Source organism: Pseudotabrizicola alkalilacus, from assembly GCF_003443995.1.
GTDB lineage: Bacteria > Pseudomonadota > Alphaproteobacteria > Rhodobacterales > Rhodobacteraceae > Pseudotabrizicola > Pseudotabrizicola alkalilacus.
On record NZ_QWEY01000002.1, the window covers coordinates 19,225 to 33,211 of the forward strand.

Here is a 13,987-nt window from a genome sequence, read left to right on the forward strand (position 1 = left end):
CCGACGATACGGGCGGCCTAAACTTCTGCCTCGCTGCGCATCGTTTCGCGCATCCAGTCAAGGAACTTGGTCAGCGGCGGTGAAGGTGGCACCGTCTTTGGCCATGTCAGGAAGTAGCCTTCACCGCTGAAGCAGACCGTATCAAACGGCGCGATCAGGCTTTCCGTCTGCAACTGGCGTTTCACAAAGACCTTGACAGCCAGTGCTACCCCGCTGTCCATCGCAGCAGCTTCATATGCCAGCGCAGAGCTTTCAAACCGGATGCCCGGCGTCGGGTCGACATTGGCCCCCGCCCGCTTGATCCAGGCCTGCCAATCGGTCGGCCGCGCCATAGAATGCAACAACCGCACCCGGCGCAGGTCGTCAGGGTGGCGCAGGTTATGTTGGCGCTGAAACGCGGGCGAGCAGATCGGGATCAGCTCGATATCGACCAGCTTTTCACAATGCAGCCCATCCCAATCGCCTTTTCCCGCGCGGATGGCGGCATCAAGGTTCTGGGTCTCGAAATCGACCGGCATGATCGAGGAACTGAGCCGGATCTCGATCCTCGGGTGCGCATCGTGAAAATGCGTGAGCCGCGGGATCAGCCAGCGTTGCGAAAAGGTGGTATAGGACTGAATCGCCAGAATATCCCGCCGCCCTCGCCGCGACACCAGCCGAGTGGCGTTTGCAATATCGTTGAAGGCCCGGCTGACGCCCTCGTACAAAAGCCGCCCCTCATCTGTCAGCTCGATCCCGCGATGCAGGCGGCGGAACAGGATCACGCCCAGATATTCTTCCAGCACCTTGACCTGACGGCTTACAGCCACCTGTGAAACGTTTAGCTCTTCGGCAGCAAGTGTCAGGCTGCACAGGCGTGCAGCCACCTCAAACGTACGCAAGGGGTTCAGGGGCGGAAATGCTGTCTGCATGGGGGGCCGATGTCTCCTCCGATCCGGCAAGAAAACCCTATTCCCCTCTCCTCCAGAGGAAAAGGATAAAAATCAGGCCAGTGTCACATCCGCTCCAGCGCGATGGCGATACCCTGACCTACGCCGATGCACATGCAGGCAAGCGCGCGTTTGCCGCCGGTCAGTTGCAGTTGCAGCGCCGCCGACCCGGTGATGCGCGCGCCAGACATGCCCAGCGGATGACCCAGTGCAATCGCCCCTCCGTTCGGGTTCACCCGCGCGTCGTCATCTGCGATGCCCAGATCGCGCAATGTGGCCAGGTCCTGACTGGCAAAAGCCTCGTTCAGTTCGATCACGTCGAAATCGGCCTGTGTCAGCCCAAGCCGCGCCATCAGCCTTTTCGATGCAGGCGCGGGGCCAAAGCCCATGATGCGCGGGGCAACCCCGGCGGTGGCGCCGCCCAGAATGCGCGCAATCGGGGTCAGCCCATGCCGTGCTGCCGCTGCGGCAGAGGCAAGGATCAGCGCGGCAGCCCCGTCGTTGACGCCGGATGCATTGCCAGCGGTAACTGATCCGCCCTTGCGGAACGGCGCGGGCAGTTTTTGCAGCGTCTCCAGCGTGGTGTCGGGGCGGGGGTGTTCATCAGTGCTGACCAGCCGGGGGTCGCCCTTGCGCTGCGGAATGGATACCGGCGTGATCTCGCGCCCGAGGCGACCATTCGCGATTGCGGCCCCGGCCTTTTGCTGCGACCGCAGCGCAAAGCTATCCTGATCGGCACGGGAGATGTTGAAATCTTCGGCCACGTTCTCCGCCGTCTCTGGCATCGAATCGACGCCATATTGCGCCGTCATCGCCGGGTTGATGAACCGCCAGCCGATGGTGGTGTCATGCACCTCCATGCTGCGGGAAAAGGCCGACTCCGCCTTTGGCATCACAAATGGCGCGCGGCTCATGCTTTCCACCCCGCCGGCGATGATCAGACCGGCCTCGCCCGCCTTGATTGCACGGGCCCCGGCGATCACCGCATCCATGCCCGAGCCGCAGAGCCGGTTCATCGTGGTGCCGGGCACAGTCTCGGGCAACCCGGCCAGCAGCAGCGACATGCGCGCGACATTGCGGTTGTCTTCGCCCGCCTGATTGGCGCAGCCATAGATCACCTCATCCACCGCCGCCCAGTCCAGATCGTGCCGTGCCATCACTGCGCGCAACGGCACCGCCCCCAGATCATCGGCTCGCACGCTAGAGAGCGCACCGCCAAAGCGACCAATCGGCGTGCGGATATAGTCACAGATGAAAACCTCGGTCATGGGCGGTCCTTTCGGGTGTCACAAGCAGAAATGGGGAGGGTCAGGCGGACACCGGCTGGAGCCCGGCGGTCCGCAGAATGGCTGCGGCGGCGTCTGATTGCAGAAAGGTCAGAAACGCACGTTGCAGGTCGGTCACCTCGCGCCCAGCCAATGTGGCGGCGGCAATCACAGTGTTGCCCTGCGCGGCATCGGGCAGGGGGCCAGCCACTGTGATCCCGTCTTCCTGCAACAACTCGCTCCATTGTTGCAGGCCGACCTCCACCGCCCCCGCGGCCACGGCAGCTCCGACCGGTTGGCCGGTAATGGTCTGGCAGCGGGAGGCAAGCCCGGACAGGTCCAGCCGCGCCAGCAAGACATCGCGCACAAAGTTGCCGCTGCCTGCCTGCGACAGGCCGATTGATCCGGCTGCTCGCAGGGCGGAACGCAGGGAGCCGAGCGTCGAGATATCGGGCACGGGTGCCCCGGCGCGCACGCACAGCGCCACCATCGAGCGCATCACGTCGACGCGCGCTTCGGGGCTGAGCCGCCCGGCGACAATCTGCTGATCGGTCAGGGCCGCAGGCAACAGAACCACATCGTGATCCTCTCCCGCCGCCAAACGGCTGGTGATTGTCGCGGGTGCGGGGCCGGTGGCCGGGCCAAGGGTTGTGTCAACCGAGTGCCCAGACCGTTGCGCAAAGCTGGCGGCCAGCGCAGTCAGCGCCGGGCGGAATGCCTCTGGCCCCAGAACACGCAAGGCCATCACAGCGCTTCCAGCAAGGCGACCACGGCGTCCGGATCATCCACCATCGGATCATGGCCGCAGTTTTCCATGATCGCAGTTTTCCAGCTGGGGTCAGCCTGACACCGCGCCAGCGCCGCATCGAACCGGGGCTGCGGGAACAGCGGTGTGCGGACATACAGCTTGGTCGCCACGCGGTCGCGCGCACCGGTCAACTTTACCGGGTCCAGCGACACACCGATGGGCTGCGGCGTGATCTTGCTGTCCACCCATGCCGCATCTTCCGGGCGCTGAATGCGCAAGGCAGTGCTGTTCGGGCCGGGGCGCGAGATTTCGCCCTTTTCGCGGGCGGCGTTAAAGGCTTCGGTCTGTGCTTCGTTCAGGAAGTCGACGCCGCGCTGACCGTCATCGGGCAGGAAGGCATCGAGGTAGACCAGTGCCGAGACGCGCTTTTCCAGCTGCTCCATCGCGCCTGATACCACCCAGCCGGCGTAGGAATGGCCGACCAGAACCGCGTTGGTCAGATCCTCCCATTCGAAGACATTCACCACATCGGTGATATGCGTCTCCAGCGTCACCGAGGCGTCCAGCAGATGCGAGCGCTCGCCAAGACCCGTCAGTGTCGGGGTAAAGACGCGGTGCCCTTGGGCCGTCAACCGGTCACGGACGCGGGCCCATAGCCAGCCACCATGACCGGCGCCATGGACAAGAACGAATGGGCGGACGTTTGCGCTGTCGGACATATGTGATCTCCTGAAAAATGGGGCCGCGTGCCGGGATCGCACCGCGCGCGTGATGACCAGAAGGGTAAGGCAGCAGCTTGGTCTTGAATAGCCGGGCGTGCCCAACAAATGATCAGTCATTGGCCAAGTGATCTGCATGTGGTGATCGCACAATGGTAGCGTAATGTCTGGATCAGGCGGAACCAATACCGCGTACCGGCTTCAGCACCATTTCAAAACGGGGAGAGATCAACATGACACTATTCACTTCAGGCCGCAGGCTGGCAATCGCGCTTGGCATCGCCTGCATGACCCTGGCCGGTGCGGGCATCGCACAGGCGCAGACGGCCGCTGACTGGCCGACAAAGCCGATTGAACTTCTGGTGCTGAACGCGCCTGGCGGGGCATCCGATGTATTCGCCCGCACCCTTGCAGCAGCGGCGCATGGGGTGTTCAGCCAACCGGTGGTGGTGGTCAACAAACCCGGTGGCGGTGGCGCGACCCAAATGGCGGCCATCCGCGCTGCCGCCCCGGATGGCCATACAATCGGCGTTTCCGTCATGACGCATTTCACCGCAATGCAGACCAACCTCGCGGGAACCTTTGCGCCCGAAGATTTCTCATGGATCGCGCTGCTGCAGGAAGATTCCTACCTGCTTTATGTGTCAGAGGACTCGCCCTTCAAGACCTTTGCTGATGTGGTTGACGCCTACGGGGGCAAGGACACTCAGATTGCCATCGGCGGCTTTGGCCCGATTGGGTCCGCTGCCAACATTGCCTCGCATCTGGTGTTTGAATCGGCCGGCATCCAGCAGAACTGGATCAGCTTTGACGCCTCGTCCGAGACGGTGACAAACGTGCTGGGCGGGCATGTCGAGATCGGCGCAGGGAACCCGAATGCGGTGCTGGAATTTGTGGCAGCGGGGCGTTTGCGCGTGCTTGGCATCCTGTCGGCAGAGCGGTCGGCGTCGCTGCCCGATGTGCCGACCTTTGCTGAACTGGGTTATGATGCGAATACAAGCTGGGCCAATGTGCGCGGCATCTTTGGCCCCAAGGACATTCCTGCGGACATCCAGCAAAAGATCGCAGAGGGTCTGTTCGAGGCGATGCAGAAACCGGAGTTTCAGACATTTCAGAACGCTGCAGGTATCAAGGGCCTGACGGTCGGCCCGGCGGAATATGCGGCCTTTGTCGAAAACGTTGTCGAGGTGGCGCGCGTCGGGCTGCAAGCCGTCGGCATTTCGCAGTAAGAGACCGGAACAAGCGATGGGCGCCCGCGCGGTCTGCGCGGGCGTTTTGCGTTTCAGAACCCGTGCAGCCGGTCGGCCCATTGCCAGCCAATCATGAGCCCCTTGATCCGGGGCAATAGCAGCAGGCTGGCGGTCAGAACTACGGCAGTGATCAAAAGCGCCGTCGCCATTGGCCCTTAATCGCTGTAGACAATCATGAAATGCAGCAGAAAACCGGCGATGTGGCACATCAGCAGAATGGTGAAATAGGCCGGACCGTTATCCGGCTTTTGCGCGGCAAAACTCAGGCCGCACACCTCGCAGGCGGGGGCGACCTTCAGGTAAGATGTGAACAACCTGCCCTCACCGCAATTCGGGCACCGGTGCCGCAGGCCATTCAGCATGGCGGCTTTCACTGGCGCTGATCGTTCTGCATCAGCGGTCTTCTGTGATTGATCGGAATGTATTCAATCGATGAATCCAGTCAATCGGAGGAGATGCGACCAATCAACACAACTTCTCGGTGATGATCCGGGCAATCACCCGCCCCTGCGAGGCAAGCGACACGTTGTGCCGGGTCGGCCTTTGCGGGTCGCGCCACAGCCGTGCCGTGACCGGCGCCCCCGCATCAACATTGCCCAGATAGACAATCTTGCGCATGGTCAGCAGCCCTTGTGCCTGCGCAGGCCACAGCGCCCATTCCGCCCGATCTGCCAATGCCGGATAATTCGCGCAATAGAGCAGCCCCGCGGCGTTGAATTCGGTTATCGGGCAGGGGGTCACATCTACCATCGGGGCAGGGGTATCTACCACCTTTTCGCGATACAGCCGCGCCGCCACTTCGACAAAACCGTCATCCGCCCCGGCCTCCATCATCGGCAGATCGAGTTGACCCAGCGGCTGCGCCCGGCGGATCTGGGCATTCCCGCCCGTTTCCCCATGGCGTATGAACGCGGTGATCAGGGTGACATCGGCAAAGGATCCGCCGTCGATATCAAGGCTGTGAAACGAGATCAGCCGCGTCGGCGACAACCGCCGCAAGCGCGAGGCAATGGTCAGGACCGCACCCGGCCGCGCCCGTTCGGGCCGTACAATCCGTTCCGAGATCGCGCAGAACGCCGCATAGACCGGCGCGCCGCTTGTGTCGTGAAATACCGCGGCCTGCTGCCCCATCGCATCTGCGATCTGCCGCCAATGCACATCGCCCAGGTGACGCAGCAACCAGCCCTCGGACAGCCCGCGCCAGCCGCATTCCGCCATTCCCAGACGGCGCTGCTCCAATGTGTCGCCGCGCGCAAAGGTTTCGTGCTTCATTCCGCCGCCTGCGCTCCGATCAGGGCCTGTGCCGCGATCTGTTCCGCGAGATAGCGCGCATCCTCGTCAATCCCCAGAAACCGCCCCGAGCCCCAGGTGTTCAGCCAGCCCAAGCCGATGAAATACACACCCGGCACCTGCGTCACCCCGCGCCGGTACAGCGGGCGGCCATCGGGGTCAAAGCAATCCACCTCCAGCCAGCCATAGTCGGGCCGGAACCCGATGGCCCAGATGATCGAGGTGATCCCAAGCGCCGCACAGTCGATCTGCGTCACCTCAACCTCGGGTCGCCACACTTTCTGAAACGGTGGCTCAACCGGAGCCTCAATCCCCTGCGCGGTGATCCAGCTGTCAATCTGATCGCGGATGCCGCAATAGCTGCGATCAGCGTCATCGAGGTTCTTTTCCAGATCGGGCAGGAACCGCAACTGGGTGCCCTCTGCCCCGGCCATCGAGCCATAGAGCCGCACCCCCTCCACCGCAAAGCGCCGCAGGTCGATCTCCTTGCCGCCATCCCGGCCCGACATATAGTGGTTGGTCTGTGTCAGCGCCTTGACCGGATCGGGGTGGCGGTCAATCGTGATCGCGTAATGCCCCATGTCATGCAGCCAGTCCGTCGCATCGCGGCCCCGGTACTTGCGCGGGCTGCGCGGCGCTGGCCCCACCGCCAGATGCACATCGCGCCCGGCCCGGTGAAAATCCTCCATGATCTGCACGCCCGATTGCCCGGTGCCGACGATCAGCGTGCCACCCTCGGGCAGTTGCGCCGGGCGGCGGTAATCGACCGAATGCATCTGTACCACCTCCGGCGCGATGGCGCTCGCATAGGGCGGCACAATCGGCTGGTCATAGCCCCCCGTCGCCACCACCACCTGCCCGCAGGTCCAGACACCCGCCGTTGTTTCCACCCGGTAGCAGCCATCCGCCAGCGGGGCCACTCGCGTCACTGAAACACCCTCGCGCACAGGCGGATCAAAGCTGGCGTTGAACCCGTCGAGATACTCCACAATCTCATCACGCAGCATGAACCCGTCCGGGTCACCGCCCTCATACGGATAGCCCGGCAGGCGGCATTGCCAGTTCGGCGTCACCAGACAGAAGCTGTCCCAGCGGTTCTCCCGCCACGACTGAAACCGCTTGTGCCGTTCAAAGATGATGTGATCCATCCCGTCCCGGCTCAGATACCAGCTGACGGATAGACCGGCCTGACCGCCACCGATGATGACGACAGGAATATGCGGAACGGCTGTGTCATGAACAGACATGGGCAGGACTTTCATTGAAGGGACAGGCAGGTGACGGGTGCGTCATCCTGATGATAGCGGCGGGCCGTGGCCTCGATCCGGGCCAGCTGATCCATCGCACTGGAGCAGGCGAACCCGTATTTGAGCGCCACCCGGTCCGAGGCTTCGATCAGTCCGGCACGGGCACGCGCGACAAACTCATCGAGCGGGTAGCTTTCCCCTGCGATCAGATGCTGGCGGATGATGGTCGAGGGCGAATAGTACTGCTCTTCCACCCCGTCCGGCCAGCGGATGTGAAAAATCACCTCAGGCATGATGCACCTCCCGCACCGGCTGGCCCGGTCCCAGCGCCAGATAGGGCCGCTGCTGCCAGTCCCAGAACGTCGCCCGCGCGTCGCCCTGCACCAGATCAATCGCAGATCCCGCCGTCGCGCGACCGATCACCGCCGCTTCCAGCGCACGGTCGGCAAAGCGGGCGCAGACCTCTTTCGCATCCGACAGATGTACCGACAGCAAAAAGCCAAAGCTGGGAAAGGCCCGCATCCAGCGCGCCATATCCACACCGGGCGGCATCGGCAGCCGGTCCAGATCAATTTCGAACCCGCAGCCAGAGCATTCGCCCAGCATCAGACTGGTCCCGGCAATTCCGCCCTGACTGATATCCTTGCCCGCCCGTACCAACCCCGACTCGGCCAGTTCCGGCAGCAAGGCCAGATCACCGCGTAATCGGCTTGCCGGCGCATCAGTAGCGGCGAACCAGTTGTCAAACCGGGGCCGCCACGCGCCACGCAGATCAACCACCGCAATCAGCATGTCATCCGGCCGCGCGGCAAAGCTGGAGATCAGCGCCCGCGCCCGCCCGGTCACCGCGACCGACAGGTTCAGTGATGGCGCGCGCAAGTTGGTGTGCCCGCCGACAATTGGCACCCCGTAGGCCTTTGACGCGGCGAACAACCCCTCCAGCACCGGCGCCGCACTGGCCGCATCGGGGGCCCAGATCATATCGGTGATCGCAGTGGCCTGCCCGCCCATTGCGGCAATATCCGACAGGTTCACCATCACGCCGCACCAGCCTGCAAACCACGGATCATCGGCAACAAAGGCCGGAATGAACGCCTCGGCGGCAAACAGATCCCAGCCACCTTCGGGCCGGGGCAAGGCTGCGGCATCATCGCCGGGCCGGCCGGTGCTGTTCCCGCTCAGCCCCAGCGCGCGGGTCGCCCCGGCAATATCCAGCTTGCCCAGAATCGAGGGATGCGCCGCCAGTTCAGCAGCAATCGCATCGACGGTCATGCGCCGCCCTCCACCGGGCCGGGGGCAGTGATCCGCCACCCGGCGGCGGGGTCTTCGATGGGGGTGTAATGCGCAAGACTTGCCAGCATATGCGCATGCGGGCGGCCATGCAGGTCAACCTCTGCCTCCACCGCCCAATGCAGACGGCGGAACAGCACTACATTCTGCCGCTGCACATGGGCGTGAAATTCCACCGCCCCGCGCGCCCGCGCCGTGCCGACCGCCAGCCGGATCAGCTCTGACCCCAGCTTGCCAACCCGCCGCCATTCCGGCGCAACCGCCAGCCGTGAGCCCCACCAGATGCCGGGGGCCGCCTCATGTATCCGAACCGTCCCCACCACCCGTGGCCCGCCTGCCGCGTCTTCGGCAATGGCGACCAGTGGCAGGGCGATCTCGTCAATCGCGTCACGGTCATGGCCCGCAAACACGGCTTGTTCCTGCACGAACACCCGTTCGCGCAAGGCGGCCGCCCCCGCCTGCATCCGCGGCTCCCCTGCCGCGCAGATCAGGTAGCTTTGCAGAAAGTCGGCCTGAGGCGTCAGATGTGTCATGCCACCCTCAGCTTTTCATAGGTGGACAGCGCCGAGCAGGCCCCGCATTTGCCGCACCCGGCCTTGATATCGCTGGCCTGCATCCCGCCTGTCACCGTCATCTGCGACAGGGGTTGCAGGATCGAGGCCATAAAGGCTGAGGTCGGCGCCGGGTGGCTTTCCAGTGGCGTGCCCGAAATTGGCACAAAGGGCACGACAAACGGGTAAACCCCCATCGTCACCAGCTTTTCTGACATCGCCAGAATGGCCTCTGCCGTGTCGCCCAGACCCGCAAGGATATAGGTGGAAACCTGCCCGCGCCCGAACACCTTTACCGCCGCCTCAAAGCTGCTGAAATATTTCTCCAGTGGCACCGATGCTTTGCCCGGCATGATCCGCGCCCGCACCTCTGGCGTCACCGCCTCCAGATGCATTCCCAGCGTATCTACCCCTGCATCGAACATGCGCTGATGCCAGATGTCATCCTCGGGTGGTTCGCATTGCGCCTGTATCGGCAGATCCACCGCTGCCTTGATCGCGCGGGCAGAGTCGGCCAGCACCTGTGCGCCCCGGTCGCTGCCTTTTGGCGTGCCGGTGGTCAGCACCATATGCCTGATCCCGTCCAACTCCACCGCCGCCTTTGCCACCTCGGCCAGTTGCGCCGGGGTCTTGTGGGCAATGGTCCGCCCGGCAGCAAGGCTTTGCCCGATGGAACAGAACTGACAGGTTTTCTTGCGGGACTCGTAGCGGATGCAGGTCTGCAGCACCGTGGTCGCCAGCACATCGCGGCCATGCAGCACCGCGATCTTGGAATAGGGAATGCCCTCCGCCGTGCTCAGATCATAGAACCGGGGTCGGCCGGGAAAGCGGATGCGCCCGACTTCGGCCCCATTGCGCAAGACGCGCGCCTCGCCCTGGGTGCCCTCCGGCGCATCAATCACATAGGGGCTTTGAAACGCCGGCGCAGTATGCACCGGCACCATCACCGTCTGCCCCGCCAGCGTCACCGCCTTGTGGTCCGATGGTCCGGCACCGCCTCTGCGGCTTTCGTGCCCGGCCGAAGGGTCCACCAGCCGCGCGCCCTTGGTCTGCAATTCGTTGATCAGATCCGCGTCAAGCATCTGTCGGCTCCTCAATGTCCATCGGTTCATTGGCCCAGTCCTCCCGCGGCAGGGCAGGGCGTGTATCGTGCAGCAGCCGCAACAACTCGGGCCGCGCATAATGCCCCACGCTGTCCATCATCCGCTTGCGCTTGGTGATCAGCTTCATGTCCAGATCGGCGATCAGAATACCCTCACCGCTGGTCAGCGGCGGCACTGCATGCCGCCCCTCGGGCGTGATGATGCAGGTCATGCAGCCATCGCGCAGACCCTTTTGCAGCTTGGGGTCCGGGTGGATGCTGGCGATCTGCTCTTCCGACAGCCAGCCGGTCGCGTTGACCACGAAACACCCCGCCTCCAGCGCGTGATGCCGCATTGTCACTTCGATCTGTTCGCCAAAGATTGGCCCGACAAGGCTGCCCGGAAAATGCGCCGCATGGATTTCCTCATGCTGTGCCATCAGCGCATAACGGGCGAGGGGGTTGTAATGCTCCCAACAGGCCAGCGCCCCCACGCGTCCCACCGCCGTGTCCACCACCTTCAGCCCGGCACCATCGCCCTGACCCCAGACCATCCGCTCGTGATAGGTCGGGGTGATCTTGCGCCGTTTCAGTGCCAGCGACCCGTCGGCATCGAAAATCAGCTGGGTGTTGTAGAGCGAGCCATGGTCGCGCTCGTTAACCCCCAGCACCACCACCACGCCCCGCTTGCGCGCCGCTTCGGCCACCGCGCGGGTCTCGGCCGATGGCACCGCCACCGCCTCCTCATACAGCCGCAGATGCTCCGGCCCCTGCTGCACCGGGGGCAGCACGAAACTGAAATAGGGGTAATAGGGCACAAAGGTTTCGGGAAAGACGATAAATTCCGCGCCCTTGCCTGCCGCATCGGCAATCGTGTTCAGCACCTTTTCCATGGTGCCCGCGCGCGAGGTCAGGTCGGGTGCGATCTGCACCGCAGCGGCGCGGATGACGGGCTTGGGGGGCATGGTGTTCTCCATTTGGCAAAGATTGGCCCGCCCAGCGGGGCGGGCCGCACGGGCTCACACCGTCCAGGTGTCGATGATCACGGCATTGGCTTTCTTGTGCAGCAACACACAGTCCAGCACGTCCTGCGGCATGATCGGGGTGATTCCGGGGATCAGCGACGGCTCGCCCGCGCCGTACAGCGCCTGCAGCGCGAACCGGCAGGCATAGACCTTGCCACCCTCGGCCATGAATCGTTCGAGATTCTTGTTGAAGTTCTGGTGTCCCGGAAACGCCTCGTCGCCAATCTTGGGGAAACCGCGCTGCACCCCCAGCAAGACGCCGGGGCCATAGAGCAGGATCGAGGTTTCATACCCCTTTTTGTTCAGGCGGATGGCGTTCAGGATGTTGACCAGCCCGATCGAGCCCTCAAATGCCATGGTGTGAAAGGTCACAAGCGCCTTTTCTCCCGGCTCGGCCTTCACATCCTCGAATACTTTGCTTTCATAATCGACGAAGTAATCGCCGGGCTTGTGGGCTGCTTTGGTGACTGTGGGCATCTGCCTCTCCTGTTCTCCGTTGGGATAAGAACAGGGTGCAGGGATCATTTATGCGATCAATATCTGAATCAATTATACATACAATAAAGATTGGGATTGCGAAAATCGCTGAATTCATGGGCTGAAATTGATCGCTTCTGGATAGGGAACTGGCAGTTGATGATCGGAAGTGGCGCAGGCTGGCAGAATCGCCTTGCTATTTGACACTCCGGCGATGATGCATACAAAGACAGACAATGTGAAACTGCCGGAGCACAGCATGAAAACCTGGGTCCCCACCCTCGGCACCAATGGCAAGCCGCGTTATCTGGAAATCGCCGACGCGATTGAGCGCGACGCGAACAGCGGTGTTTTGTCATCCGGCGACAGGCTGCCGCCGCAGAGACGTCTTGCCGAAGTTCTTGGGCTGGATTTCACCACGATCAGCCGCGCCTATACCGAAGCCCAGGCGCGTGGTCTGGTCGAAAGCCATGTTGGTCGCGGCACGTTTGTCCGCGCCCGGCCCGTTGCCACTGGCCCGACCGCTGATCCGCGGCGTGCGCGTGAGCAGGATCTGTCGATGAACCTGCCTCCGGAACCGAACGATCCGGCGCTGCTGGCCGCGATGCGCGCAGGCCTGGAAACCGTAGCTGTCAATCTGGTGCCGCTCTTGCGGTATCAATCGACCATAGGATCCGAAATGGACCGTGCAGCGGCGCTGTCGTGGCTGTCGATGCGGGGCATGGTTCCCAATCTGGACCGCATTGTGGTTACCCCCGGCGCGCATGCGACCATGGTGGCCGTACTCACCATTCTCGCCTCGCCCGGCGATACCATTCTGTGCGAGGCGATCACCTATCCCGGTTTGCGGTCCATCGCGGCGCGGGCGGGTCTGACCTTGATTGGTCTGCCCGTTGATGCCTCCGGCATTTTGCCCGATGCGCTGTCGGCTGCAATTCTCAAGCACCAGCCAAAGGCGCTCTATCTGAATCCCACGCTACACAACCCGACTACGCTAACGATACCAGCCGCGCGGCGCATGGAAATTGCCGACATACTTCAGCGCCACCGCCTGCCTCTGATCGAGGATGATGCCTATGGATTTGTGCAGCCAAATGCCCCCGCGCCGTTTGCAACGCTGGTCCCTGCCTTGACATGGCATATTGGCGGGCTTGCAAAATGCATCGGGGCCGGCTTGCGCCTTGCCTTTACCATCGCGCCTGACAGTCGTTCCTCTTACCAGTTGGCACAGTCGTTGCGGGTCGCCAATGTCATGGCCTCGCCTTTGTCGATGGCCCTTGTGACACGTTGGATCGAGGATGGCACCGCCGACCGCATCTGCCGCTTTATCCGTGCCGAGAGCGCGGCCCGGCAGGATATGGCAGAGAAGGTGCTGCATGGCTTTCAGTTTGATGCTGACAGGCACGCCTTTAATATCTGGCTCAAGTTGCCCGCCGGCGTCAGCCGTGCCGAGTTGATGGGGCGGATGAACGGGCATGGGATCGGTCTGATGCCCTCGGACGCCTTTACCGTTCTTGGCGCGCCTAATGAGCACGTGCGCATCTGCCTTGGCGGATCAATCACCCGCGAAGGGCTGCGCAACGGTCTGTCACTCCTCGCCAACGGTTTGAATGGCGAAACCTGGCTCGGCTGACGAAAGCGGGTGGTTTGTCCGGAGTTGCTCGGCAAGGCGTCGCTATCGCAACGGTCGTTCTGGACAAAATGCTGTAACATCGCCTTTGCACCATCCTGCTAAGGTGGATAAGCGCTCATCGAGGCAGCTAGGGTCAGGACCCATTGATCTTGCGGACGCGGCCTGCTTCAAGCTCCGCAAGGAGACTGGATCATGAGCAACCTTTTCTGGCTGACCGACGCTCAGATGGCCGACCGGGGTTATGACGCCGACTGGTTCAGGGAAGCGTTGAAAGACAAGGGGATAAAACCATGCATCCCAGGTCGGAAGTCGCGCGGGAAACCCATCAAGCACGACAAGCGCCGCAACAGGATCGAGATCATGTTCGGTCTTGAAAGACTGGCGCAGGGTCGCCACCCGCTACGTCAGGTGCCCCAAGGTCTTCCTTTCGGCCGTCGCCCTCGCCGCAACCGTCATGTTCTGGCTATGACGCGAGAACGTGT

General features: G+C 63.0%; 15 protein-coding genes and 1 pseudogene. 3 read left to right on the top strand and 13 right to left on the bottom strand.

Features of this window, described 5'->3' with window-relative positions; all coding sequences use genetic code 11:
- Positions 1 to 17 precede the first annotated feature (17 nt).
- The 4 genes from D1012_RS04035 to D1012_RS04050 all read right to left on the bottom strand — a co-directional run bounded on the left by D1012_RS04035 (position 18) and on the right by D1012_RS04050 (position 3,661).
- On the bottom strand, positions 18 to 911 hold the full coding sequence (locus tag D1012_RS04035; protein ID WP_118150085.1) for a LysR substrate-binding domain-containing protein: 894 nt from the start codon (positions 909 to 911) through the stop codon (positions 18 to 20).
- 83 nt (positions 912 to 994) lie between these two features.
- The gene (pcaF, locus tag D1012_RS04040) at positions 995 to 2,197 is read right to left on the bottom strand and encodes a 3-oxoadipyl-CoA thiolase (RefSeq protein WP_118150086.1); all 1,203 of its coding nucleotides are present in this window, start codon (positions 2,195 to 2,197) and stop codon (positions 995 to 997) included.
- Between the two features lie 40 nt (positions 2,198 to 2,237).
- On the bottom strand, positions 2,238 to 2,939 hold the full coding sequence (locus tag D1012_RS04045) for a substrate-binding domain-containing protein (protein WP_118150087.1): 702 nt from the start codon (positions 2,937 to 2,939) through the stop codon (positions 2,238 to 2,240).
- Positions 2,939 to 3,661 (bottom strand): alpha/beta fold hydrolase, encoded by a 723-nt coding sequence (locus D1012_RS04050; RefSeq protein ID WP_118150088.1) that lies wholly within the window; start codon positions 3,659 to 3,661, stop codon positions 2,939 to 2,941. The genes D1012_RS04045 and D1012_RS04050 overlap by 1 nt, the downstream gene beginning before the upstream one ends.
- Before the next feature lie 233 nt (positions 3,662 to 3,894).
- Between D1012_RS04050 and D1012_RS04055 the strand changes: the two genes are divergently transcribed.
- The gene (locus D1012_RS04055) at positions 3,895 to 4,890 is read left to right on the top strand and encodes a tripartite tricarboxylate transporter substrate binding protein (protein WP_118150089.1); all 996 of its coding nucleotides are present in this window, start codon (positions 3,895 to 3,897) and stop codon (positions 4,888 to 4,890) included.
- Positions 4,891 to 5,066: 176 nt separating this feature from the next.
- On the opposite strand, the gene D1012_RS22915 is transcribed toward D1012_RS04055, so the two are convergent.
- The 9 genes from D1012_RS22915 to D1012_RS04100 form a co-directional block, all read right to left on the bottom strand.
- Positions 5,067 to 5,225 carry a DUF983 domain-containing protein gene (locus D1012_RS22915; RefSeq protein WP_233517014.1) on the bottom strand — a complete coding sequence of 53 codons (159 nt, stop codon included), beginning with the start codon at positions 5,223 to 5,225 and terminating at the stop codon, positions 5,067 to 5,069.
- 151 nt (positions 5,226 to 5,376) lie between these two features.
- On the bottom strand, positions 5,377 to 6,183 hold the full coding sequence (locus D1012_RS04065; RefSeq protein WP_118150090.1) for a Pnap_2097 family protein: 807 nt from the start codon (positions 6,181 to 6,183) through the stop codon (positions 5,377 to 5,379).
- Positions 6,180 to 7,448 (bottom strand): MSMEG_0569 family flavin-dependent oxidoreductase, encoded by a 1,269-nt coding sequence (locus tag D1012_RS04070; RefSeq protein ID WP_233517015.1) that lies wholly within the window; start codon positions 7,446 to 7,448, stop codon positions 6,180 to 6,182. The genes D1012_RS04065 and D1012_RS04070 overlap by 4 nt, the downstream gene beginning before the upstream one ends.
- A gap of 11 nt (positions 7,449 to 7,459) precedes the next feature.
- Complete coding sequence (locus D1012_RS04075) at positions 7,460 to 7,741, bottom strand: MSMEG_0570 family nitrogen starvation response protein (RefSeq protein WP_118150092.1); 282 nt, start codon at positions 7,739 to 7,741, stop codon at positions 7,460 to 7,462.
- Complete coding sequence (locus D1012_RS04080; RefSeq protein WP_118150093.1) at positions 7,734 to 8,720, bottom strand: sll0787 family AIR synthase-like protein; 987 nt, start codon at positions 8,718 to 8,720, stop codon at positions 7,734 to 7,736. The genes D1012_RS04075 and D1012_RS04080 overlap by 8 nt, the downstream gene beginning before the upstream one ends.
- Entirely contained in the window at positions 8,717 to 9,271 is a 555-nt protein-coding gene (locus tag D1012_RS04085; RefSeq protein WP_118150094.1) for an MSMEG_0567/Sll0786 family nitrogen starvation N-acetyltransferase, read from the bottom strand. The genes D1012_RS04080 and D1012_RS04085 overlap by 4 nt, the downstream gene beginning before the upstream one ends.
- A complete protein-coding gene (locus D1012_RS04090) occupies positions 9,268 to 10,371 on the bottom strand; it encodes an MSMEG_0568 family radical SAM protein (protein ID WP_118150095.1) in 1,104 nt (367 codons plus the stop codon). The genes D1012_RS04085 and D1012_RS04090 overlap by 4 nt, the downstream gene beginning before the upstream one ends.
- Positions 10,364 to 11,335, bottom strand: coding sequence for a Nit6803 family nitrilase (locus D1012_RS04095; RefSeq protein ID WP_118150540.1), 972 nt, complete (start codon positions 11,333 to 11,335; stop codon positions 10,364 to 10,366). Before D1012_RS04095 ends, D1012_RS04090 begins: the two co-directional genes overlap by 8 nt.
- Before the next feature lie 54 nt (positions 11,336 to 11,389).
- Positions 11,390 to 11,872, bottom strand: a complete 483-nt coding sequence (locus D1012_RS04100; RefSeq protein ID WP_118150096.1) for an MSMEG_0572/Sll0783 family nitrogen starvation response protein — start codon at positions 11,870 to 11,872, stop codon at positions 11,390 to 11,392.
- A gap of 259 nt (positions 11,873 to 12,131) precedes the next feature.
- On the opposite strand from D1012_RS04100, the gene D1012_RS04105 reads away from it, so the two are divergent.
- Positions 12,132 to 13,505 carry an aminotransferase-like domain-containing protein gene (locus D1012_RS04105; RefSeq protein WP_118150541.1) on the top strand — a complete coding sequence of 458 codons (1,374 nt, stop codon included), beginning with the start codon at positions 12,132 to 12,134 and terminating at the stop codon, positions 13,503 to 13,505.
- Positions 13,506 to 13,730: 225 nt separating this feature from the next.
- Positions 13,731 to 13,974: pseudogene (locus D1012_RS04110) on the top strand (transposase); the annotation flags it as partial.
- Between the last annotated feature and the right edge of the window lie 13 nt (positions 13,975 to 13,987).